A 20,846-nucleotide genomic window follows, 5' to 3' on the forward strand; every position below is an offset into this window, starting at 1 on the left:
TCCCCCCCGGGGCCCCCACCGGGACGGTGGTTGGGGGCCCCCCCCCCCCCCGCGGCGGGGGGGGGGGGGGCCCCCCCGCCCGCCGGGGCGGGGGGCCACCACACCACGAACGGGTCCAGGAGGCATTAAAGTGGGCGCCACATCAACTGCACAGCACAAGATTCTGGGTGAGCCGGGAAGTCTGGTCGGCACGTGATTCGTCATGTCCGCCGTACCGCCCCGGAAGGTCCCCACCCGTGCCTGAGCCCACCTCTCTCCCCCGCAAGTTCCCCGGACGCCTGCCCCTCACCGAGCGGAACCACCTCGCGAACGCGCTGCGCACCGAGACCGTCGGTGGAGTCATCCTGCTCGTGGCCGCCGTGGCCGCCCTGATCTGGACGAATACGTTCAGCGGCAGCTACGCGTCCGTCCGCGACTTCCACTTCGGCCCCGCGAGCCTCGGCCTCCACCTTTCCGTGCAGCACTGGGCGGCCGACGGCCTGCTCGCGGTCTTCTTCTTCGTCGCGGGCGTCGAGCTCAAGCGGGAACTGGTGGCCGGCGAGCTGCGGGACCCCAAGGCCGCCGCACTCCCGGTCATCGCCGCGCTCTCCGGCATGGCCATGCCCGCCGTGGTGTACGTGCTGGTCAACATCGTCGGCGGCGGTTCTCTGAGCGGCTGGGCCGTTCCCACGGCCACCGACATCGCCTTCGCGCTCGCCGTTCTCGCGGTCCTCGGTACCTCACTGCCCTCGGCCTTGCGTGCCTTCCTCCTCACCCTCGCCGTCGTCGACGACCTCTTCGCGATCCTGATCATCGCGATCTTCTTCACCAGCGATCTGAACTTCGCGGCGCTCGGCGGCGCGGTCGCCGGCCTCCTCGTCTTCTGGCTGCTGCTCAGGAAGGGCGTGCGCGGTTGGTACGTATACGTTCCGCTGGCCCTGGTCATCTGGGGCCTGATGTACAACAGCGGCATCCACGCCACCATCGCCGGTGTCGCGATGGGCCTGATGCTGCGCTGCACGCGGCGGGAGGGCGAGGCCCGGTCCCCCGGCGAGCGGGTCGAGCATCTGGTGCGGCCCCTTTCGGCCGGTCTGGCCGTGCCACTGTTCGCCCTCTTCGCGGCGGGTGTCGCGATCTCCGGCGGCGCGCTGGGTCAGGTCTTCACCCGCCCCGAGACCCTCGGGGTGGTCCTGGGTCTGGTGGTGGGCAAGGCGGTCGGCATCTTCGGCGGCACGTGGCTGGCGGCCCGCTTCACCAAGGCGCAGCTCAATTCGGATCTCGTCTGGGCCGACATCTTCGCCGTCGCGACACTCGCCGGCATCGGCTTCACGGTCTCGCTCCTCATCGGAGAACTCGCCTTCACCACGGACGCGTCCCTCACCGACGAGGTCAAGGCCGCCGTCCTCATCGGCTCCGCGATCGCCACCGTACTCGCCGGATTCCTGCTCAAGCTGCGCGTCCACCACTACCGCGCGCTCTGCGACGAGGAGGAGCGCGACGAGGACCTGGACGGCGTCCCCGACATCTATGAACAGGACGATCCCGGGTATCACCTGCGCATGGCGGAGATCTACGAGGCGAAGGCCGCCGAGCACCGCCGGCGGGCGGAACACGCGACGGCAACGCGCGATGACGGCGACAGTCCGGCATGATCTGACAACGGATCCGAAGACGAGAAGAGCGAGAAGAGGGAGTCACCGATGAGCGACCCCGGCAACAATGGCGCCAGCGCTGTCCGGACGGGCACAGTCATCCCCGCCCACAGCGGCGACCGCAGCATCGGACAGCTGATCGCCTCGGCGACCGCGGAGATGTCCGCACTCGTGCACGACGAGATCGCCCTGGCGAAGGCCGAAGTCCGACAGGACGTCAAGCGCGGCGCGATCGGCGGTGCCGCCGCCGCCGTCGCGGCGGTGCTCATCCTGTTCTCGCTGCCGGTACTGAGCTTCGCCGCCGCGTACGGGATCCACAATCTGGGGCTCGGCCTCGCCTGGTCGTTCCTGATCGTGGGCGGAGCTTTTCTGCTGCTCGCCGGACTGCTCTTCGTGCTGGCCAGGATGAAGTTCAAGAAGGTCAAGCCGCCGGAGAAGACCATCGCCTCGGCCAAGGAGACGGCGGCCCTCCTGCAGAACGTGAAGCCGCACCCCCGGGAAGTCGGGGGGGACACCAAGTCTGTGGCACGCTCGTCGGCATGACCGCCCCTGATTCCGACCCCGGCACGACACCGGGCAGGACCCCCGGCACCACACCTGGTTCGGTTCCCGCCTCCGCCGTACGTCTCGACGGGCCATGGACCCATCGCGATGTGGCGGCCAACGGCGCGCGCTTCCACATCGCCGAGATGGGCGAAGGGCCGCTGGTGCTGCTGCTGCACGGCTTCCCGCAGTTCTGGTGGACCTGGCGGCATCAGCTGACGGCGCTCGCGGACGCCGGCTACCGCGCGGTGGCCATGGACCTCCGGGGCGTGGGCGGCAGCGACCGTACGCCCCGGGGTTACGACCCCGCCAACCTGGCCCTCGACATCACCGGAGTCGTACGCTCTCTCGGCGAGCCCGACGCGGCGCTCGTCGGTCATGACCTGGGCGGCTATCTCGCCTGGACGGCGGCCGTGATGCGGCCCAAGCTGGTGCGCCGGCTCGCCGTGTCCTCGATGCCGCATCCGCGCCGCTGGCGCTCGGCGATGCTCTCCGACTTCTCGCAGAGCAGGGCCGGTTCGTACATCTGGGGCTTTCAGCGGCCGTGGGTGCCGGAGCGTCAGCTCGTCGCGGACGACGCAGCGCTGGTCGGGCGGCTGATCCGGGAGTGGTCCGGTCCCGGGCTGCCCGACGACGAAGCCATCGAGGTCTACCGGCGCGCGATGACGATCCCCTCGACGGCGCACTGCTCGATCGAGCCGTACCGCTGGATGGTGCGGTCGATGGCGCGTCCCGACGGCATCCAGTTCAACCGGCGGATGAAGCGCGCGGTACGGGTGCCGACCCTCCAGTTGCACGGGTCGCTCGATCCGGCGATGCGCACGCGCAGCACGGCGGGGTCGGCCGAGTACGTGGAAGCGCCTTACCGGTGGCGGCTGTTCGACGGACTGGGGCACTTCCCGCACGAGGAGGACCCCGCGGCGTTCTCCGCCGAGCTCATCAACTGGCTCAAGGACCCCGAACCGGACCGCTGACCCGGACGCTGACCCGGACGCTGACCGGACCGCTGCCCCGGACCTCGGCCCCGGACCTCGGCCCCGGACCTCGGCCCCGGACGCTGACCGGACCGCTGCCCCGGACCGCTTCCTGGGCCCGGACCCGGTCTGCTTCCCGGCCCGGACCCCGCCCGGCGAACGCTTGTCCTACGAAAAGCCAATTGCCGCGCGCATAGGCCAATTGGCTGCCTTCCGCGCGATTACCGACCATGAGGCCCGGGCAGACGTCGGTGTATGGGCTGGACGCACGACTACGGTGACGCCGCACGCAACCGCCGCTCGGCCACTGGGCCGATCACTCGCGAGAGGGGTGGCCAGGAAGCTCAGGGCCACGACCCCCGGCTCGGCATTCCCCTTATCCTCCGCCGCAGGGCGCGCTGGGTCTCGGCCCGGCTGCGCCACCAGCGGACCTAGGGCCGGTCGCGGCACGAGGATCCTCGTCCCCGGTGCGCGCCGGCCCCCGCCGGCGGCCGCGCCTACAGCGCGCACTGCTGGGTGGCGACCTCCTGGTTCGCGGTCCGGCCGAGCTTGATGTCGTCGCGGATCTCATCGGCCGTCAGGGCGTAGCCGGTCTGCGGGTCGTCGAGCGACCTGGCGAAGATGACTCCGTACACCTTGCCCTCCGGGGTGAGCAGCGGGCCGCCGGAGTTGCCCTGCCGTACGGTCGCGTAGAGCGAGTAGACATCACGGCGGACCTCACCACGGCGGTAGATGTCCGGGCCCTCGGCGTTGATACGGCCCCGGACACGCGCGGAGCGCACGTCGTACCCGCCGTTCTCCGGGAAGCCCGCCACGATGGCGCTGTCTCCGGTGGCGGCGTCCTGGTCGCTGAACCGCAGCGGGGTCGCCCGCAGGTCGGGTACGTCCAGTACGGCGATGTCGCGCCGCCAGTCGTACAGGACGACCTTGGCGTCGTACAGCCGGCCCTTGCCGCCTATCTGGACGGTGGGCTCCTCCACGCCCCCGACCACATGCGCGTTGGTCATCACCCGGCGGTCGGCGAAGACGAAGCCGGAGCCTTCGAGGACCTTGCCGCAGCTCGGAGCCGTACCGACGACCTTGACGATGGACTTCTGGGCGCGGGCCGCCACCGGGCTGCCCGCGAGTGCCGGGTCGGGGGGCTGGACCTCGGTGATGGGCTCATTGGCGAACGGGCTGAAGACCTGCGGGAAGCCGTTCTGCGCGAGCACGGAGGAGAAGTCCGTGAACCAGGTCGAGGTCTTGGCGGGCACCACCCGGGAGACCCCGAGCAGCACCTTGGAGCTGCGGACCTCCTTGCCGAGCGTGGGCAGTGAGGTCCCGGCGAGCGCGGAGCCGATCAGCCAGGCGACCAGCAGCATGGCCACGACATTGACCAGCGCTCCGCCGGTGGCGTCCAGGGCGCGCGCGGGTGACCAGGTGATGTAGCGGCGGAGTTTGTTGCCGAGGTGGGTGGTGAAGCCCTGTCCGACGGAGGCACAGACGATCACTATGACGACCGCGACGACGGCGGCCGTGGTGGAGACCTCGGAGTCCTGGGTGAGCTTCGCCCACACCACGGGAAGCAGGTAGACGGCGACGAGGCCGCCGCCGAGGAAGCCGATCACCGACAGGATGCCGACGACGAAACCCTGGCGGTAGCCGACGATCGCGAACCATACGGCGGCGAGGAGCAGCAGGATGTCCAGCACGTTCACCGTCAATAGCCTCGCTAGCCTCGCAGATTCGTCTCCGGTCGCCCCGCCGGACCGGTGCTACGGGGAGCCCGGCGGTCCGGTGAGCGGGCCGCCATTGTCACCCGTGGGGGGCACAGCTCGGGTCAGCCTGTCATGCACGCCAGTCGAGCGGGACCTGCTTCGAGGCGTCCCATGGCCGCTCCCAGCCCGCGAAGTGCAGGATCCGGTCGATGACACCGGCGGTAAAGCCCCAGACCAGAGCCGAGGCGACCAGAAAGGCCGGGCCCTGGTGACCGCTGGGGTGAAGGGCGGTGGCGCGGTTGGCCGGGTCCGTGAGATCTGCCACGGGGGCGGTGAAGACCCGGGCCGTTTCGGCGGGGTCGACGGCACCGACCGGGGTGGGCGTACGCCACCAGCCGAGGACGGGCGTCACGACGAAGCCGCTCACCGGGATGTAGAGCTTCGGGAGCACGCCGAAGAGCTGGACTCCTGACGGGTCGAGCCCGGTCTCCTCCTGGGCCTCCCGCAGGGCCGCCCGCAGCGGTCCCGTGGTCGCCGGGTCGCCGTCCTCGGGATCGAGGGAGCCCCCGGGGAACGAGGGCTGCCCGGGATGCGCGCGCAGGCTGCTGGCCCGCTCCATGAGCAACAGCTCGGGCCCCCGCTCACCCTCGCCGAAGAGGACGAGCACGGCGGACTGCCGCCCGCTGCCGCTCTTCGGTGGCAGAAAGCTGCTGAGCTGCTCCGGCGCCACGGTCCGCGCGGCGCGTACGACCGGGTCGAGCCAGTCGGGCAGCCCGTCGGTGGTGACGGTGGCCCCGGCTGCCGAGGCGGGGGCCGTCAGGTCGTCGTATCTCTGTTCAGCGCGCGTCATAGGCACCCCCGTCCCCATAACGCGCGCTGTCGGCCGGATCGTTCCGCTGTCACTCGGCGTCACCCGTTCGTGCGGCCCCCAGCGGCGGGGCAGGCTTGCCCGGGTAGTCGGCCGGAGGGCTCAGGCGCTGGCCCGGGTAGCCGCCCATCTCGTACTTGAGGAGCTTCTTGGCCTTCTCCGGGTCCGTCTCGCCCTCGCCGTACGAGGGGCAGAGATGGGCGATCGGACAGGCGCCGCAGGCCGGCTTGCGGGAGTGGCAGATGCGGCGGCCGTGGAAGATCACGCGGTGCGAGAGCATCGTCCACTCGCTCTTGGGGAAGATCGCGGCGATCTCCGCCTCGACCTTCTCCGGTTCCTCCTGCGCGGTCCACTTCCAGCGGCGCACCAGCCGGCCGAAGTGTGTGTCCACGGTCAGGCCGGGGACGCCGAAGGCATTTCCCAGCACGACGTTGGCCGTCTTGCGGCCGACGCCCGGCAGGGTCACCAGATCGGCCAGCCGGCCCGGGACCTCGCCGTCGAAGCCGTCCCGGAGGACACGGGAGAGGCCGATGAGGGACTTCGCCTTGGCCCGGAAGAAACCGGTCGGGCGAATGATCTCCTCCAGCTCCTCCGGTACGGCCGCCGCCATGTCCTCGGGCGTCGGGTACTTCGCGAAGAGCGCGGGAGTGGTCTGGTTGACCCGGAGATCGGTCGTCTGGGCGGAGAGGACCGTGGCCACCAGCAATTCGAAGGGGTTCCGGAAGTCCAGCTCCGGATGGGCGTACGGATAAATCTCGGCGAGCTCGCGGTTCATCCGGCGGGCCCGACGGACCATCGCCAGCCGCGACTCCGCTCCGGCCACGGATGTACGCGGAGTCTCGTCACCCGGCTTGCTGTCGGGCTTGCCGGCAGGCTTGCTGCCGCGCTTCGACGCCGTCACACTAGTTGACCCTTTTACGGCTTTTGAGGCTTTCTTCGGCTTCGCCGAGTGCTGTTCGCCCTCGGCGGAATTGCGCTCCGCGGACACTCTTCCAGCCCCCTTGGCCTGCGCCGTCACCGGCGAATTGGACACCCGGCCAGCGTAAAGCCCTGCACCGACATCCGCCCCGGCCACGGCCGATCACCACCCGAACCGGCCTCCGGGGCACGGTCCGGCCCGCTCGTACGTCAAGCTTGTGACCCATCGCACGGTTTTGAACAAACGGGATCAGGCAGAGGGCGAAGCAGCCCTGAGAAGCCTGGGCACCCGAGAAGATGTGGCACGTACGGCATCATGGGGACCACGGTCCCGAGCAGGTGGGGACCACGGTTCCCTGAGCAGGTCGACAAGGAGAGAACACGTGGACGACGTTCTGCGGCGTGCCCCGCTCTTCGCGGCGCTCGATGACGAGCAGGCGGCGGAGCTCCGCGCCTCGATGAGTGAAGCGACGCTCGCCCGCGGCGACGCGCTCTTCCACGAGGGCGATCCCGGCGACCGCCTCTACGTGGTCACCGAGGGCAAGGTCAAGCTCCACCGCACCTCCCCCGACGGCCGCGAGAACATGCTGGCCGTGCTCGGCCCCGGCGAGCTGATCGGCGAGCTGTCCCTCTTCGACCCGGGCCCGCGCACCGCCACGGCGAGCGCGCTGACCGAGGTCAAGCTCCTCGGCCTGGGCCACGGAGACCTCCAGCCCTGGCTGAACGCCCGCCCCGAGGTGGCCACCGCTCTGTTGCGCGCGGTCGCCCGCCGGCTGCGCAAGACCAATGACCAGATGTCCGACCTGGTCTTCTCCGACGTGCCAGGCCGCGTGGCCCGTGCGCTCCTCGACCTGTCGCGCCGCTTCGGCGTGCAGTCGGAGGAGGGCATCCATGTCGTCCACGACCTGACCCAGGAAGAGCTGGCCCAGCTGGTCGGCGCCTCCCGCGAGACGGTCAACAAGGCACTCGCCGACTTCGCCCAGCGCGGGTGGCTCCGCCTGGAGGCGCGCGCGGTGATCCTGCTGGACGTGGAGCGCCTCGCGAAGCGCTCGCGCTGACCCCGGGCGTCCTCTCCGCGCTCGGCGAGCCGGAGACACGTACGAAGGACACGCGAAAGGGCCCCTCCGACCGGAGGGGCCCTTTCGGCTTTCCCGCGCGCACCGCCTGGCTGCCGCGTTGCCCGGCCGCTCGGCCACTCGGCTGCCCGGCTGGTCGGCTGGTCGGCTGCCCGGCTGGTCGGCCGCTCAGCGGCTCAGCCGCTCGACTGTCAGTGGGTCCCGCTACCTTGCTTGTACGGAGAGTGACAGGCGAAGGAGGTCCGCTGTGCCCGTGGCAGGAGTCTCAGAAGTCGTCCCGGCCCTGGATGAGCCCGTGCTCACGCAGGTATGCGAGCTGGGCGCGTACCGACAGCTCGGCGGCCGGCCAGAGCGACCGGTCCACGCCCGCGTAGACGTGGGCGACCACCTCGGAGGCCGTCCGGTGGCCGTTCTCCACGGCCGTCTCGACCTGGGCGAGCCGGTTCGCGCGGTGGGCGAGGTAGAACTCGACCACGCCCTGGGCGTCCTCCAGGACCGGGCCGTGGCCCGGCAGGACCGTATGGACGCCGTCGTCGACCGTGAGCGAGCGCAGCCTGCGCAGCGAGTCGAGATAGTCCCCGAGCCGGCCGTCGGGATGTGCGACGAGCGTCGTGCCCCGGCCGAGGACGGTGTCCCCGGTCAGTACCGCGCGGTCGGCGGGCAGATGGAAGCAGAGCGAGTCGCCGGTGTGCCCGGGGGTGGGGACGACGCGCATCTCCAGGCCACCGGTGGTGATGACGTTGCCCGCCGCCAGCCCTTCGTCACCGAGCCGCAGCGCCGGGTCCAGGGCCCGGACCTGGGTGTGGGTCATCGCGGCGAAGCGGGCCGCGCCCTCGGCGTGGTCCGGATGGCCGTGGGTGAGCACGGTCAGCGCGATCCGTTTCCCGGCGCGCTCGGCTGTGGCGACGACCGCCGAGAGGTGTCCCTCGTCGAGCGGGCCCGGGTCGACGACGACGGCCAGCTCCGAGTCCGGCTCGGAGACGATCCAGGTGTTGGTGCCGTCGAGGGTCATCGCGGAGGCGTTCGGGGCGAGGACGTTCACGGCGCGGGCGGTGGCCGGCCCGGACAGCGCACCTCCTCGCGGCTGCCCGGGCAGCGCGGCGGCGTCGGTCATCGGGGCCCCTCTCCCACACGCTTGGTGAATTCGTCATGACCCGGCCAGCTCAGCACCAGCTCCCCGCCCTCCAGGCGGGCCCTGGCCAGGACGGGCGTCAGATCGCGGCCGTCGGCGCCGGTCAGCGCCTCGGCGGCCGTGCCGTACGGCTGGAGCTGACGCAGCGTCGAGACGGTCGGCGGCATCATCAGCAGTTCGCCCCGGTCGTACGCGCCGGTCGCCGCGGCCGGGCTGATCCACACCGTACGGTCCGCCTCCGTCGAGGCGTTCCTGGTCCGCTGCCCGGCCGGCAGGGCGGCCACGAAGAACCAGGTGTCGTAGCGGCGCGGCTCGAACTCGGGGGTGATCCACCGGGCCCACGCGCCCAGCAGATCACTGCGCAGCACCAGCCCACGCCGGTCCAGGAAGTCCGCGAAGGACAGCTCACGGTCGACGAGGGCGGCGCGGTCGGCCTCCCAGTCGGCGCCCGTGGTGTCACCGACGACGCTCTGCGCGGTCTCCCCGGCGAGCAGGACACCGGCCTCCTCGTACGTCTCCCGTACGGCGGCGCAGACGATGGCCTGCGCGGACGCCGGGTCGACGCCGAGCCGCCGCGCCCATACGTCCAGACCCGGCCCGGCCCAGCGCACGAGCCGGTCGTCGTCCCGGGGGTCGACTCCGCCGCCGGGATACGCGTACGCGCCCGCGGCGAAGGCCATGGACGTACGCCGTCGCAGCATGTGCACGGCCGGACCGCCGGGATCGTCACGCAGCAGCATCACGGTCGCGGCCCGCCGGGGGACCACCGCCGTGATCTCACCTGCGGCGAGGGCACGAATCCGCTCGGGCCATTCGGGCGGATACCACTGACCATTGGACATGGCCGGATGCTATGCGCTGGCACGGGGATGTTCGAGGGGTGGCCGCTTCGGGATACGGGTGGTCGGTCCGGTTCGGACACCGCCGGGCGGCCCGGTACCGGATACGGAAAGATCCCGCCCGGTACGTACGTACACGCACCAAGCAGGACCTTCGGTACGAGGCTCAGACCTCGGTCAGTTCCACCTGGATCTCGACCTCGACCGGCGCGTCGAGCGGCAGTACCGCCACGCCCACCGCGCTGCGCGCGTGCACGCCCTTGTCGCCGAGAACCTGGCCGAGCAGTTCGCTGGCGCCGTTGATGACGGCCGGCTGGCCGGTGAAGTCCGCGGCCGAGGCCACGAAACCGACGACCTTCACGACACGCGCGATGCGGTCGAGATCTCCGGCGACCGATTTCACGGCTGCCAGGGCGTTCAGCGCACAGATCCGCGCCAGGTCCTTGGCCTCTTCCGCGGTGACCTCGGCGCCGACCTTGCCGGTGACCGGAAGCTTGCCCTCCACCATCGGGAGCTGGCCGGACGTGTACACGTACACACCCGACCGCACGGCCGGCTGGTAGGCGGCCAGCGGCGGCACGACCTCCGGCAGGCTCAGCCCCAGCTCGGCGAGAGCCGCCTCGACAGCTCCGCTCATGCGGCCTTCTCCCGCTTCAGGTACGCCACGAGCTGCTCCGGGTTGTTCGCCCCGGGAACGACCTGGACGAGCTCCCAGCCGTCCTCGCCCCAGGTGTCCAGAATCTGCTTGGTGGCGTGCACGAGAAGGGGCACGGTCGCGTATTCCCATTTGGTCATGGAGGCGACTGTAGTCGTAGGCCGGAGCAGCCTCGTGCGTAGCCCGGGGCCTTACTGGTTAGGCTCGAATACGTGAGCAGGCTCCAGGTCGTCAGCGGCAAGGGCGGTACCGGTAAGACGACGGTCGCCGCCGCCCTCGCGCTCGCCCTCGCGACCGAGGGCAAACGCACTCTTCTCGTCGAGGTCGAGGGGAGGCAGGGCATCGCACAGCTCTTCGAGACGGAGGCCCTTCCGTACGAGGAGCGCAAGATCGCCGTCGCCTCGGGCGGTGGGGAGGTGTACGCGCTGGCCATCGACGCCGAGCGCGCCCTCCTCGACTATCTCCAGATGTTCTACAAACTCGGCAGCGCCGGCCGGGCGCTCAAGAAGATCGGCGCGATCGACTTCGCGACGACGATCGCACCCGGCGTCCGGGACGTGCTGCTGACCGGCAAGGCGTGCGAGGCGGTACGCCGACGGGACAAGCAGGGTCGTTTCGCCTATGACTACGTCGTGATGGACGCCCCGCCCACCGGCCGCATCACCCGCTTCCTCAACGTCAACGACGAGGTGGCGGGGCTGGCGAAGATAGGGCCCATACACAATCAGGCGCAGGCCGTGATGCGTGTCCTCAAGTCGCCCGAGACCGCGGTGCACCTGGTGACCCTGCTGGAGGAGATGCCGGTCCAGGAGACCGCGGACGGCATCGCCGAGCTGCGGGGCGCGGAACTTCCGGTCGGCAAGGTGATCGTGAACATGGTGCGGCCGGCGCTGCTCGACGAGGCGGCGGTCCGCGCCGCGGCCGGTGACCGCCGCAAGGAGATCACCAAGGCGCTCGCCATGGCCGGGGTCAGCGCGCCCACGAAGCTCGTCGGACCGCTCCTCGAACAGGCCGCGGAGCACGCCCAGCGGGTCGAGCTGGAACGCGAGCAGCGGGCTGTCCTGGCGAAGCTGGGGCTGCCCACCTACGAACTCTCCCTCGTCGGTGAGGGCATGGATCTCGCCGGCCTCTACCGGATGGCGGGAGAGCTACGGCGACTTGGGGAGGTCTTCGCATGACCCTGGACCCGGCGGCTGCCCCGCTCGATGTCGATCAGCTGCTCGACGACCCGGCCACCCGCATCATCGTGTGCTGCGGCTCGGGCGGCGTGGGCAAGACGACGACGGCCGCCGCGCTCGGGGTACGGGCGGCGGAGCGCGGCCGGAAGGTGGTCGTCCTCACCATCGATCCGGCCCGCCGGCTGGCCCAGTCCATGGGGATCGACTCACTCGACAACACGCCCCGCCAGGTGAAGGGCGTCGAGGGGCCGGGCGAACTGCACGCCATGATGCTCGACATGAAGCGGACCTTCGACGAGATCGTCGAGGCGCACGCGGACCGGGAGCGGGCCCGCGCGATCCTGGAGAACCCCTTCTACCAGTCCCTGTCGGCCGGCTTCGCGGGCACGCAGGAGTACATGGCCATGGAGAAGCTGGGGCAGCTGCGGGCGCGCGACGCCTGGGATCTGATCATCGTTGACACCCCGCCGTCGCGCTCCGCGCTGGACTTCCTGGACGCGCCGAAGCGGCTCGGATCGTTCCTCGACGGGAAGTTCATCCGGCTGCTGATGACCCCGGCGAAGATGGGCGGCCGGGCGGGCATGAAGTTCCTGAACGTCGGCATGTCGATGATGACGGGGACCCTCGGGAAGCTGCTCGGCGGACAGCTCCTGCGCGACATGCAGACGTTCGTGGCCGCGATGGACACGATGTTCGGCGGCTTCCGTACCCGCGCGGACGCGACGTACCGGCTGTTGCAGGCGCCGGGCACGGCGTTCCTGGTGGTGGCGGCGCCGGAGCGGGACGCGCTGCGCGAGGCGGCGTACTTCGTCCAGCGACTGGCGGCCGAGGAGATGCCGCTGGCGGGGCTGGTCCTCAACCGGGTGCACGGCAGCGGCGCCGCCCGGCTGTCCGCCGAGCGGGCGCGGGCCGCCGCGGAAAATCTTGAGGAGGGCCGCATTGTGGATCAGCGGCCCGGGAAGGCTGAAGGAGCTGGCGCTGCTGCCCCGGACGGCTCTTCCCCCGAAGCCTCCGAGGCACACGAGGCCCCCGAAGCCGAAGTCCCCGAGAGTCGCCCGCCCTCCGCCCCGTCCGATGCGTCCCCATCTGCGCCCGGCGCAGAGCCTGCTTCTGTCACAACCGTGGAACAGCTGACCGCTGGTTTGCTGCGCCTGCACGCCGAGCGTATGCAGGTCCTCGCGCGTGAACAGCGCACGCGCGACCGCTTCACCGCGCTGCACCCCGAAGTACCGGTGATCGAGGTGGCCGCCCTGCCCGGCGACGTTCATGACCTCGCCGGACTCAGGGCCATCGGTGACCGCCTCGCCGTCGGCCGCAACTAGGCCTGAGCTGCGAGGACACGGAGGACACCGTGAGCAGCGCGGCTGATCGAGCCGCGCCAGCCTCACGGAGACCGGAGACCGGAGACGAAAGGGCGAACAAACACCCGACGAGCTGACGGGCCGACGATCTGACGAGCCGGCCCTGACGAGCCGGCGGCGTGACAGTGCGGCGCCGCGACAGCGTCACGGCGCGTGGGCACCAGGAGGCGGGGGACCACGACACATCACGACGCGCGACATCTCGATGCATCACGACGCATCTCGACGCAGGGGCATCGTCCCTGGCAGACCCCTGGGACCGCTGAGCCGCTGACTCCCTGGGCTTCTGGCCCCTGGGCCGTCGGGCCTCACCCCGGTCCTCGCCCGGGTCTACCCCACCGCCGCGTACGTCTCGTACGTCTCGTCGTCCTCCAAGCTCACGGGCAGCAGGCCCGCACTGCGCTCGTACTCCGTACGCGCGGTTTCGAGCAGCCGCCGCCACGACGTGACGGTCGGGCGCCTGCGCAGCAGTGCGCGGCGCTCCCGCTCGGTCATCCCACCCCACACGCCGAATTCGACGCGATTGTCCAGCGCGTCGGCCAGGCATTCGGTCCGCACCGGGCATCCGGTGCACACCGCCTTGGCCCTGTTCTGCGCTGCACCTTGCACGAACAGTTCATCCGGATCGGTAGTGCGGCAAGCTGCCTGCGCACTCCAGTCGGTAACCCAGCCCATCCCGGCGCCGTCCTCTCCCGAATCGAGGCTCCCCCACGGCGACAGCGGCATATTCACCGCTGCCAGTTGAGGACGTTACGGAAGGTCGACACAGCGCAACACCCCCTTCGGGCCCAATCTTGAATGGCCCGAACGGACTATGCGTACGCGGCAGATCACCCAGAGGAGTGACCGAAGGGTATAGCCGACTAACCCGACAAAGTCGGGCATTTGAGGTGAGTCACAACGGACATCCACTGAGGAATGGGTGGAAGTCGGACAGAAAATCCCGCGCTTCGGGTTCACGGGAAGTTCACATCGGAAACGTGGGGCGCAGCCACACGGCTGTGACAGTTGAGAGCAGCTTAGGCCAGAGCCTTGACGCGTGTCCGGCGAATGAGAACGTAGGCTGCCCCCATGCCAAAGAAGCGCTCAGGCGGGGGTCTGACCGGGACCCAGCAGGCCGCCAAGTTCCTCGGTGTCAGCGTGCTCGCGGGAGCCGTGCTGGCGGGAATCGCCCTGCCGGCCTTCGGAGCGCTGGGGCTCGCCGCCAAGGGAACGGTCGAGGGATTCGACGAGATCCCCGCCAACCTCAAGACACCGCCGCTGAGTCAGCGCACCACGATCCTGGACTCCCAGGGCGGCCGCATCGCCACGGTCTACTCGCGTGACCGCACCGTCGTGCCGCTCAAGGACATCTCTCCGTACATGCAGAAGGCGATCGTCGCGATCGAGGACTCGCGCTTCTACGAGCACGGCGCGATCGACCTCAAGGGCGTGCTGCGCGCGATCAACCGGAACGCGCAGTCGGGCGGTGTCGCCCAGGGCGCCTCCACGCTGACCCAGCAGTACGTGAAGAACGTCTTCGTCGAGGAAGCCGGCGACGACCAGGAGAAGGTCCTGGAGGCCACCCAGCAGACGCTGGGCCGCAAGGTCCAGGAGCTGAAGTACGCGATCCAGGTCGAGGAGGAGCTGGGCAAGAAGAAGATCCTCGAGAACTACCTGAACATCACCTTCTTCGGGCAGCAGGCCTACGGCGTCGAGGCGGCCGCACAGCGCTACTTCTCCAAGCCCGCCAAGGACCTGAAGGTCGAGGAGGCGGCGATGCTCGCGGGCATCGTCCAGTCGCCGACCCGCTACGACCCCGTCAACGACGAGGAAGAGGCGACCAAGCGGCGCAACACCGTCCTGACGCGGATGGCGGCCGTCGGTGACATCTCCGAGCAGGAGGCCGACCGCGCCAAGGCCACCCCGATCAAGCTCAAGGTGAGCCGCCCGAAGAACGGCTGCATCACGGCGGTCAGCGGAGCGGGCTTCTTCTGCGACTACGTCCGCTCGGTCTTCCTGAACGACCCGGTCTTCGGCAAGAGCCGCGAGGAGCGCGCCAAGGTCTGGAACCAGGGCGGTCTGACGATCAGTACGACCCTGGACCCGCAGGCGCAGGGCTCGGTGCAGGCATCGGTCAAGGATCACGTCAACGCGAGCGACCCGGTCGCGACCGCCGTCACCATGGTCGAGCCGGGCACCGGCAAGATCCTGGCGATGGGGCAGTCGAGGCCGTACGGCTTCGGGAAGAACGAGACCCAGATCAATCTGTCCGTCGACCAGAAGATGGGCGGCGGCGTCGGCTACCAGCCGGGCTCCACCTTCAAGCCGATCGTCGCGGCGGCCGCGCTGGAGCGGGGCATTCCGGCGACGCAGATGTACCCCTCACCGTACGAGATGGCGTACCCGAGCCCGATCTCCACCTGCGACGGTCCGTACATCAACATCGGCGGAAAAGAGCGCGTCCCGAACGAGAACGAGTCCGAGGTCGGGCCGTACGCGATGAAGGAGGCGATGGCCAAGTCCGTCAACACCTACTTCATCCAGATGATCAGCCAGACCGGGATCTGTCCCGTGACGGAGATGGCGGGCAAGCTCGGCGTCGCCAGGGCCGACGGCAAGAAGCTGGGCGCCGGCCCCGCCATCGCCCTCGGTACGGAGGAGATGTCGCCGCTGACGATGGCCGGCGCGTACGCCACCTTCGCCAGCCGGGGCACCCACTGCACCCCGATCGCCATCGAGTCGATCACCGGCCCCGACAAGAAGCCGCTCGCGGTGCCGAAGTCGCAGTGCGAACGCGTGATGTCCGAGAAGACCGCCGACACCATCAGCACGCTGCTGAAGGGTGTGGTCGAGGACGGTACGGGTACGCAGGCGGGCCTGGGCGGGCGGCCGAGCGCGGGTAAGACGGGTACGACCGACTCCCGTTACGCGGCCTGGTTCGTCGGCTACACACCGAACATGGCGGCCGCGGTGTGGGTCGGCGACCCGCAGCACAAGAAGATGATGGTGAACATCACCATCGGCGGCAGGTACCACGCCAAGGTCTACGGCGGTGACACTCCGGGACCGATCTGGCGTGACGCCATGACCGGCGCCCTGGACGGCAAGCCCGCCCCGGGCTTCAACGAGGTCAACATCCCGGACGCGCCGAAGGGCCAGGACGAGGGCCGGGAGAAGCCCGGAGGCGACGGCGGCCAGGACAACGGCGGCCAGAGCAATGCCGGTCAGGACAACGGTGGTCAGAACAACGGCGGCCAGGGCAATGCCGGCCAGAACAACGGCGGCCAGGACGGCAAGCCCGGGGGCGACGGCGGCACATTCGGCGGCGGCCTGTTCGCGGGTGGCGGGAACGGCGGCGGCGAGGGCGGGGACAACGGCGGCCAGGACGGCGGCCAGGACGGCGGCGGGACGTTCCCGTAAATCCGTAACCCGTAACCCGTAAACCGCTCACAACGCGGGGGCGCCCGGTCGGTGACGAATCACAGACCGGGCGCCCCCGCGTTTCGCTGTACACGGTCGTACGCACCGACAGGTGTGCACGGATCCGCACGTACGGATCCGTACGCAGGGATCCGCCGGCCCGCCCGCTCAGCCGGCGGCGAGCAGGCGCTTCACCTCGGCGGCCACCCGGCCGCCCTCCGCGAGACCCGCCACCTTCGGATTCACGATCTTCATCACGGCGCCCATCGCGCGCGGCCCCTCGGCACCGGCCGACTTCGCCTCGTCGACGGCCTGCGCGACGATCGCGCCCAGCTCCTCGTCGCTCAGCTGCTTCGGCAGGTACGCGTCGAGCAGCACGCCCTCCGCCTTCTCCCGCTCGGCCTGCTCCGTACGGCCTCCCTGGGCGAAGGCGTCCGCCGCCTCACGGCGCTTCTTCGCCTCCTTGGCGATCACCTTCCGCACGTCCTCGTCGGAGAGCTCGCGCGCCGATGTGCCCGAGACCTCCTCCTTGGTGATCGCGGTGAGGGTCAGCCGGAGCGTGGCGGAGCGCAGCTCGTCACGCGCCCTGATGGCCGCGGTGAGGTCTTCCTTCAGCTTGGACTTAAGGCTGGTCATGGGGCCAAGTGTGGCAGGTGCGGCGCCGTGTCCGCCCGCGTATTACCAGCCCGTACGGCGTCTGCGACGATGGGCACATGCGCGCACGCTACGGAGTACCCCTGGGAATCACGGCAGTCGGCGCGGCCGGCCTCGCCTATGCCGTCGGCATCGAACCACGCTCGTTCCGGCTGCGGCGGGTCTCCGTACCCGTACTGCCGCGCGGGATGCGCGATCTTCGCGTACTCCAGGTCTCCGACATCCACATGGTGAGCGGACAGCGCGGGAAGCAGCGCTGGCTCCAGTCACTGGCCGGTCTGCGCCCCGACTTCGTCGTCAACACGGGCGACAACCTCTCCGACCCGGAGGGCGTCCCGGAGCTGCTGGACGCGCTGGGCCCGCTGATGGAGTTCCCGGGCGTCTACGTCTTCGGCTCGAACGACTACTACGGCCCGAAGCTCCGCAACCCGGCCCGCTACCTCTTCGAGAAGGCCCAGGGGCGGCACGGCCTGAACGGCAACGCCCCGGCGGTCCACGCGGTGCACAACCCGTGGGAGCCGATGCGCGACGCCTTCGACGCGGCGGGCTGGGTGGGCCTCAGCAACACCCGTGGCCGGCTCAAGATCGACGGCCACGAGATCGCCTTCACCGGCCTCGACGACCCGCACATCAAGCGGGACAGGTACGAGCGGGTCGCCGGCGGCCCCGAGACGGACGCGGACCTCTCGGTCGGCGTGGTCCATGCCCCGTACCTGCGCTCCCTGGACGCCTTCACCGCCGACGGTTACCCCCTGATCCTGGCCGGTCACACCCACGGCGGACAGCTCTGCATCCCCTTCTACGGAGCGCTGGTCACCAACTGCGACCTCGACACGGGCCGCGTGAAGGGCCTCTCGACCCACCGTTCCGGGGGCCACACCGCCTACCTCCACGTATCGGCGGGCTGCGGCGCCAACCGCTACACCCCCATCCGCTTCGCCTGCCCCCCCGAAGTCACGCTGCTGACCCTGACGTCCCGCCCCTGACCCCACCACGGCCCTGGAAACAGGATTTCGTCTCCGGCCAGCGGTGGGCTAAAGTAATCGATGTCGCCGCCACACAAGCGACATCGGGGTGTAGCGCAGCTTGGCAGCGCGCTTCGTTCGGGACGAAGAGGTCGTGGGTTCAAATCCCGCCACCCCGACAGCCAAAGCAACAGGTCAAGGGCCTGATCCTCATTGAGGATCAGGCCCTTGCTGCGTCTCCGGTGATCATTTGGGAGAACAGCACCGGGGGTGCACCAGGCTTCCACCACTACGCCCACGAGGTGTACCGCGATCCGGTGAGTTGGATGACAACTCGATACGGCGGCACCACCTGGGTGAGTGATCTGGATCTTGTTCGCCGCCTCGGGCTGCGCTACATGATGTTTGAGATCACCAGCGACCATCCTGGGCCGCCATCCCCGGAAGACGAGCGCGGACTCTGGCTGGTCGAGGACGGGCAGGCGACCCGACACTCATCCCACGCCCCGGAGTTCGTCACGGCCTGGCGGCTCAACACCTACGGGGGAAAGCTCGTGACCCTTCGAGATTTCCTCACGACGTACCGCCATGAGGTCAACACGCTCCGCATCGAATATCTCAACGGTGCAGACGTGAGGCGCTGACTTCACGGGATCACCCCTCTCAGATACTCGGTTCACGTGTCTGGCTGGCAGCTTCCACGGTGTGGTCACGTCGAGACATTTGACGGGTTCCGATGGACGAGCAGGACGGCAGGAGCCTGTGCACCCGACTGAGGGCCGACGGCATCCACTTCACGATCGCCGGAGCGGCGGATCCAGCACGGCGTCGCACCGTGGATGAGCTCGCCCTGTTCCTCGACAGCGCCGAGGAAAAGTCACTGGAGGTGGATTCGCCGGCCGGTCCGGAGCTGCAGCGAAAAGAGACCCGAGCCGCGCGCTTCCTGCGCCGGCTCGCGGTGACCGCTGACCTGGCGTCCTCTCCGCCATTCGAGCGCTGCTCACTCTCTGGAAGGAGCTCAGAGGGTGGATCGGGTAGGGCGCCAGCGCGGTCACCACAAGCGCGTTCTCATGCTGGGCCGGGTGGGAGCGCATGCCGGGGCATTTGACCGCTGACGCTCTACCCCGGCAGTGGGCGCGGCGGCCCGCGGCGAAGATCGTCTTCGGCCACATAGCGAACCGCGAGCCATTCACAGATCGTGCGCTACACGCCGACGTTCAGGAGAGTCCGTTCAGCCCCTAATGTCACGCAGGCGCCCTGGTGTCCCCGGTACGGTGCGACACCGGGGACACTGCGGCTCTCCGTCTTCGTATGCCCTAACCACGTCCTCGGAGTAGCCGGTCAAGCGCCGCGACCGGCGACGTCGGGCACATGGATCGGCGAGCATCGAGAGATGCCTCCCACTGCTCGGTCAGGCCGGTCATGAGGCGCCGTCGCATGCCGGGCGTGACGTGGGCGTAGCGGGCCGAGACCGAGCCGTCTATGTGACCCATGCGTTCGTCCATGAGGACCTTCTCGGTGCCGAGGTCCTCCATCATCGTCCGGTGGGTGTGGCGGAGGCCGTGCGGTGTGAGGCCCTTGGCGATCGGAAGCCAGCAGGCGTCCGCCCGAGCGGCCGCCCCTCGGCCTCGGGCCGGGACACCAGGCCACGGCTCGCCAAGGATCGGCGCCGGGCGGGCCTCCTGTGGCGCCTTCTTCGGGTACCAGCCGGAGACCGCCGGGGTGAACAGCCAGGTGGCGAAGCCGTTTCGACGCCAGTGGGCCGCAGGTTCGGACGTGGTGCCTCCGCGTACGAACCCAAGCTCCGCGATGGCGAGTTTGACGCGAATGAGAGTGTCCTCGCGTACACGGCCGGGGTGGTTGAGGACGTTCGAGACCGTGCCGGTGGAGACTCCGGCGCGGCGTGCGACGTCGACGAGCTTGGCGCCCTGGTGACCGCCTGTACGCGCCGTTCCCTGGCCTCGGAAGACGTACGTCCTGCCGTGGCAGGGGCAGGGAGTCGGCTTCGTACGGGCGATGTGGTTGAAGACGAGGGCGGACAGCCAGTCCGTCGAGTCGATGTCGCGGTAGCTGTCGTCCTTGGGCGGGCAGCGCACGAGCTCGCCGGTGTCCAGCTCGTACAGCTGCCACTCGACGCGGAGCGCGCCAGGCCGGACGAACTCTGTTTCCAGTCCGACGATTTCCCCCCACCGCATACCGGTGTAGCCCTTGAGGACCGTGCCGACGAACTCGTCGTCGCGGCCAGAGAGCAGAGCCGCCCGCTCGGCAGTCAGCAGGATGCCGAGTGCGTCGGTGACGACCTTCTCCGGGCCCCGGTCGCGGGAGCGGCCGGCGCGCTTGCCACGTCCGCGCCGCCTGGCCGCAGGATTCGACGTGAGCAGGCCCTCGTCGATCGCGTCCTCGAAGATCAGGTGGAGCGTCGAGCGCCAGGTCTTGACGCTGGAGGCTGCGTACGCGACACGCTCCTTCTTTTCCCAGGCTTCGACGTCCGTGCGCAGGATTCCCGCGAGCGCCTTGTCCTCGAAGTCGGGGAGCAGGTGCTCCTCGATGTGGCGCTTGTAGTTCTGCATCGTCGAGGCAGCCAGGTCTTGGCCGGCGTACCAGCGGCTCGCGTACTCTCCGAAGGTCTCCTGGCCAAGGGCCGGATCACGCCACTGGCCGCGCCGAACAGTCACTTCTTCCGCGTCTGCGGCCTGCTTGGCCTCGCGCTTGGTGGCGAACTTGACCACGACGCCCGCGGAGTCGGCGACGGTGCCGTACTTGCCGTCCTCGATCTTGTAACGGCCACGCCAGTAGCCGCTGCGCTTCTCCGCGTACCCCACGGATTTCCCTTTCTTCTGTCGTGTGAGGTGCGTTAACCTCGAAGTTTCATGACGGTCCGCCGATGGAGTCGGTGGACCGTTTTCGTGCCGTGGGCTGAGAGTGGGTAGGTGGAGGGCCCGAGTGTCGTCTC

Annotated in this window: 20 protein-coding genes and 1 tRNA gene; 11 read left to right on the forward strand and 10 right to left on the reverse strand. The window is 69.7% G+C overall.

Annotated elements, in window-relative coordinates:
* Window positions 1–236 precede the first annotated feature (236 nt).
* The 4 genes from nhaA (at window position 237) to ACIBAE_RS22685 (ending at window position 3,583) form a co-directional block, all read left to right on the forward strand.
* Window positions 237–1,631, forward strand: coding sequence for a Na+/H+ antiporter NhaA (gene nhaA / locus ACIBAE_RS22670; RefSeq protein ID WP_399288477.1), 1,395 nt, complete (start codon window positions 237–239; stop codon window positions 1,629–1,631).
* Window positions 1,632–1,679: 48 nt separating this feature from the next.
* Complete coding sequence (locus ACIBAE_RS22675; RefSeq protein WP_399288480.1) at window positions 1,680–2,174, forward strand: phage holin family protein; 495 nt, start codon at window positions 1,680–1,682, stop codon at window positions 2,172–2,174.
* Entirely contained in the window at window positions 2,171–3,148 is a 978-nt protein-coding gene (locus ACIBAE_RS22680; RefSeq protein ID WP_399288483.1) for an alpha/beta fold hydrolase, read from the forward strand. The genes ACIBAE_RS22675 and ACIBAE_RS22680 overlap by 4 nt, the downstream gene beginning before the upstream one ends.
* A gap of 255 nt (window positions 3,149–3,403) precedes the next feature.
* Entirely contained in the window at window positions 3,404–3,583 is a 180-nt protein-coding gene (locus ACIBAE_RS22685; RefSeq protein WP_399288486.1) for a hypothetical protein, read from the forward strand.
* 62 nt (window positions 3,584–3,645) lie between these two features.
* Here ACIBAE_RS22685 and ACIBAE_RS22690 read toward each other — a convergent pair whose 3' ends face one another.
* The 3 genes from ACIBAE_RS22690 to nth form a co-directional block, all read right to left on the reverse strand.
* Window positions 3,646–4,845 (reverse strand): MarP family serine protease, encoded by a 1,200-nt coding sequence (locus ACIBAE_RS22690; protein WP_399288489.1) that lies wholly within the window; start codon window positions 4,843–4,845, stop codon window positions 3,646–3,648.
* Between the two features lie 130 nt (window positions 4,846–4,975).
* A complete protein-coding gene (locus tag ACIBAE_RS22695; protein ID WP_399288492.1) occupies window positions 4,976–5,695 on the reverse strand; it encodes an NUDIX hydrolase in 720 nt (239 codons plus the stop codon).
* A 49-nt stretch (window positions 5,696–5,744) separates the two neighbouring features.
* Window positions 5,745–6,746, reverse strand: coding sequence for an endonuclease III (gene nth / locus ACIBAE_RS22700; RefSeq protein WP_399288495.1), 1,002 nt, complete (start codon window positions 6,744–6,746; stop codon window positions 5,745–5,747).
* A gap of 268 nt (window positions 6,747–7,014) precedes the next feature.
* Between nth and ACIBAE_RS22705 the strand changes: the two genes are divergently transcribed.
* Window positions 7,015–7,689 carry a Crp/Fnr family transcriptional regulator gene (locus ACIBAE_RS22705; protein WP_030353254.1) on the forward strand — a complete coding sequence of 225 codons (675 nt, stop codon included), beginning with the start codon at window positions 7,015–7,017 and terminating at the stop codon, window positions 7,687–7,689.
* Window positions 7,690–7,972: 283 nt separating this feature from the next.
* On the opposite strand, the gene ACIBAE_RS22710 is transcribed toward ACIBAE_RS22705, so the two are convergent.
* The 4 genes from ACIBAE_RS22710 to ACIBAE_RS22725 all read right to left on the reverse strand — a co-directional run bounded on the left by ACIBAE_RS22710 (window position 7,973) and on the right by ACIBAE_RS22725 (window position 10,473).
* Window positions 7,973–8,821, reverse strand: coding sequence for an MBL fold metallo-hydrolase (locus tag ACIBAE_RS22710; protein WP_399288498.1), 849 nt, complete (start codon window positions 8,819–8,821; stop codon window positions 7,973–7,975).
* Window positions 8,818–9,681, reverse strand: coding sequence for an NUDIX hydrolase (locus ACIBAE_RS22715; protein ID WP_399288501.1), 864 nt, complete (start codon window positions 9,679–9,681; stop codon window positions 8,818–8,820). The genes ACIBAE_RS22710 and ACIBAE_RS22715 overlap by 4 nt, the downstream gene beginning before the upstream one ends.
* A gap of 163 nt (window positions 9,682–9,844) precedes the next feature.
* Window positions 9,845–10,315, reverse strand: a complete 471-nt coding sequence (locus tag ACIBAE_RS22720; protein WP_399288504.1) for a RidA family protein — start codon at window positions 10,313–10,315, stop codon at window positions 9,845–9,847.
* On the reverse strand, window positions 10,312–10,473 hold the full coding sequence (locus tag ACIBAE_RS22725) for a DUF4177 domain-containing protein (RefSeq protein WP_399288507.1): 162 nt from the start codon (window positions 10,471–10,473) through the stop codon (window positions 10,312–10,314). Before ACIBAE_RS22725 ends, ACIBAE_RS22720 begins: the two co-directional genes overlap by 4 nt.
* A gap of 72 nt (window positions 10,474–10,545) precedes the next feature.
* Here ACIBAE_RS22725 and ACIBAE_RS22730 point away from each other — a divergent pair, with 72 nt between their 5' ends.
* Window positions 10,546–11,511, forward strand: coding sequence for an ArsA family ATPase (locus ACIBAE_RS22730; RefSeq protein ID WP_399288510.1), 966 nt, complete (start codon window positions 10,546–10,548; stop codon window positions 11,509–11,511).
* Window positions 11,508–12,833 carry an ArsA family ATPase gene (locus ACIBAE_RS22735; RefSeq protein ID WP_399288513.1) on the forward strand — a complete coding sequence of 442 codons (1,326 nt, stop codon included), beginning with the start codon at window positions 11,508–11,510 and terminating at the stop codon, window positions 12,831–12,833. Before ACIBAE_RS22730 ends, ACIBAE_RS22735 begins: the two co-directional genes overlap by 4 nt.
* Before the next feature lie 369 nt (window positions 12,834–13,202).
* On the opposite strand, the gene ACIBAE_RS22740 is transcribed toward ACIBAE_RS22735, so the two are convergent.
* Window positions 13,203–13,547 (reverse strand): WhiB family transcriptional regulator, encoded by a 345-nt coding sequence (locus ACIBAE_RS22740; RefSeq protein ID WP_399288549.1) that lies wholly within the window; start codon window positions 13,545–13,547, stop codon window positions 13,203–13,205.
* 396 nt (window positions 13,548–13,943) lie between these two features.
* On the opposite strand from ACIBAE_RS22740, the gene ACIBAE_RS22745 reads away from it, so the two are divergent.
* Window positions 13,944–16,274 (forward strand): transglycosylase domain-containing protein, encoded by a 2,331-nt coding sequence (locus ACIBAE_RS22745; RefSeq protein WP_399288516.1) that lies wholly within the window; start codon window positions 13,944–13,946, stop codon window positions 16,272–16,274.
* Between the two features lie 168 nt (window positions 16,275–16,442).
* On the opposite strand, the gene ACIBAE_RS22750 is transcribed toward ACIBAE_RS22745, so the two are convergent.
* Window positions 16,443–16,910: a GatB/YqeY domain-containing protein gene (locus ACIBAE_RS22750; RefSeq protein WP_399288520.1), complete on the reverse strand. Its 468-nt coding sequence runs from the start codon at window positions 16,908–16,910 to the stop codon at window positions 16,443–16,445.
* A gap of 77 nt (window positions 16,911–16,987) precedes the next feature.
* Between ACIBAE_RS22750 and ACIBAE_RS22755 the strand changes: the two genes are divergently transcribed.
* The 3 genes from ACIBAE_RS22755 (at window position 16,988) to ACIBAE_RS22765 (ending at window position 18,537) form a co-directional block, all read left to right on the forward strand.
* Window positions 16,988–17,914, forward strand: a complete 927-nt coding sequence (locus ACIBAE_RS22755; protein WP_399288522.1) for a metallophosphoesterase — start codon at window positions 16,988–16,990, stop codon at window positions 17,912–17,914.
* Window positions 17,915–17,998: 84 nt separating this feature from the next.
* Window positions 17,999–18,072 (forward strand) — tRNA-Pro (locus tag ACIBAE_RS22760).
* Window positions 18,073–18,219: 147 nt separating this feature from the next.
* Window positions 18,220–18,537: a hypothetical protein gene (locus ACIBAE_RS22765; RefSeq protein WP_399288525.1), complete on the forward strand. Its 318-nt coding sequence runs from the start codon at window positions 18,220–18,222 to the stop codon at window positions 18,535–18,537.
* 672 nt (window positions 18,538–19,209) lie between these two features.
* Here the strand turns inward: ACIBAE_RS22765 and ACIBAE_RS22770 are convergent.
* The gene (locus tag ACIBAE_RS22770) at window positions 19,210–20,715 is read right to left on the reverse strand and encodes a LacI family DNA-binding transcriptional regulator (RefSeq protein ID WP_399288528.1); all 1,506 of its coding nucleotides are present in this window, start codon (window positions 20,713–20,715) and stop codon (window positions 19,210–19,212) included.
* Window positions 20,716–20,846: the final 131 nt, after the last annotated feature.

The sequence above is a fragment of the Streptomyces sp. NPDC051569 genome (assembly GCF_044454085.1).
Taxonomy (GTDB): domain Bacteria; phylum Actinomycetota; class Actinomycetes; order Streptomycetales; family Streptomycetaceae; genus Streptomyces.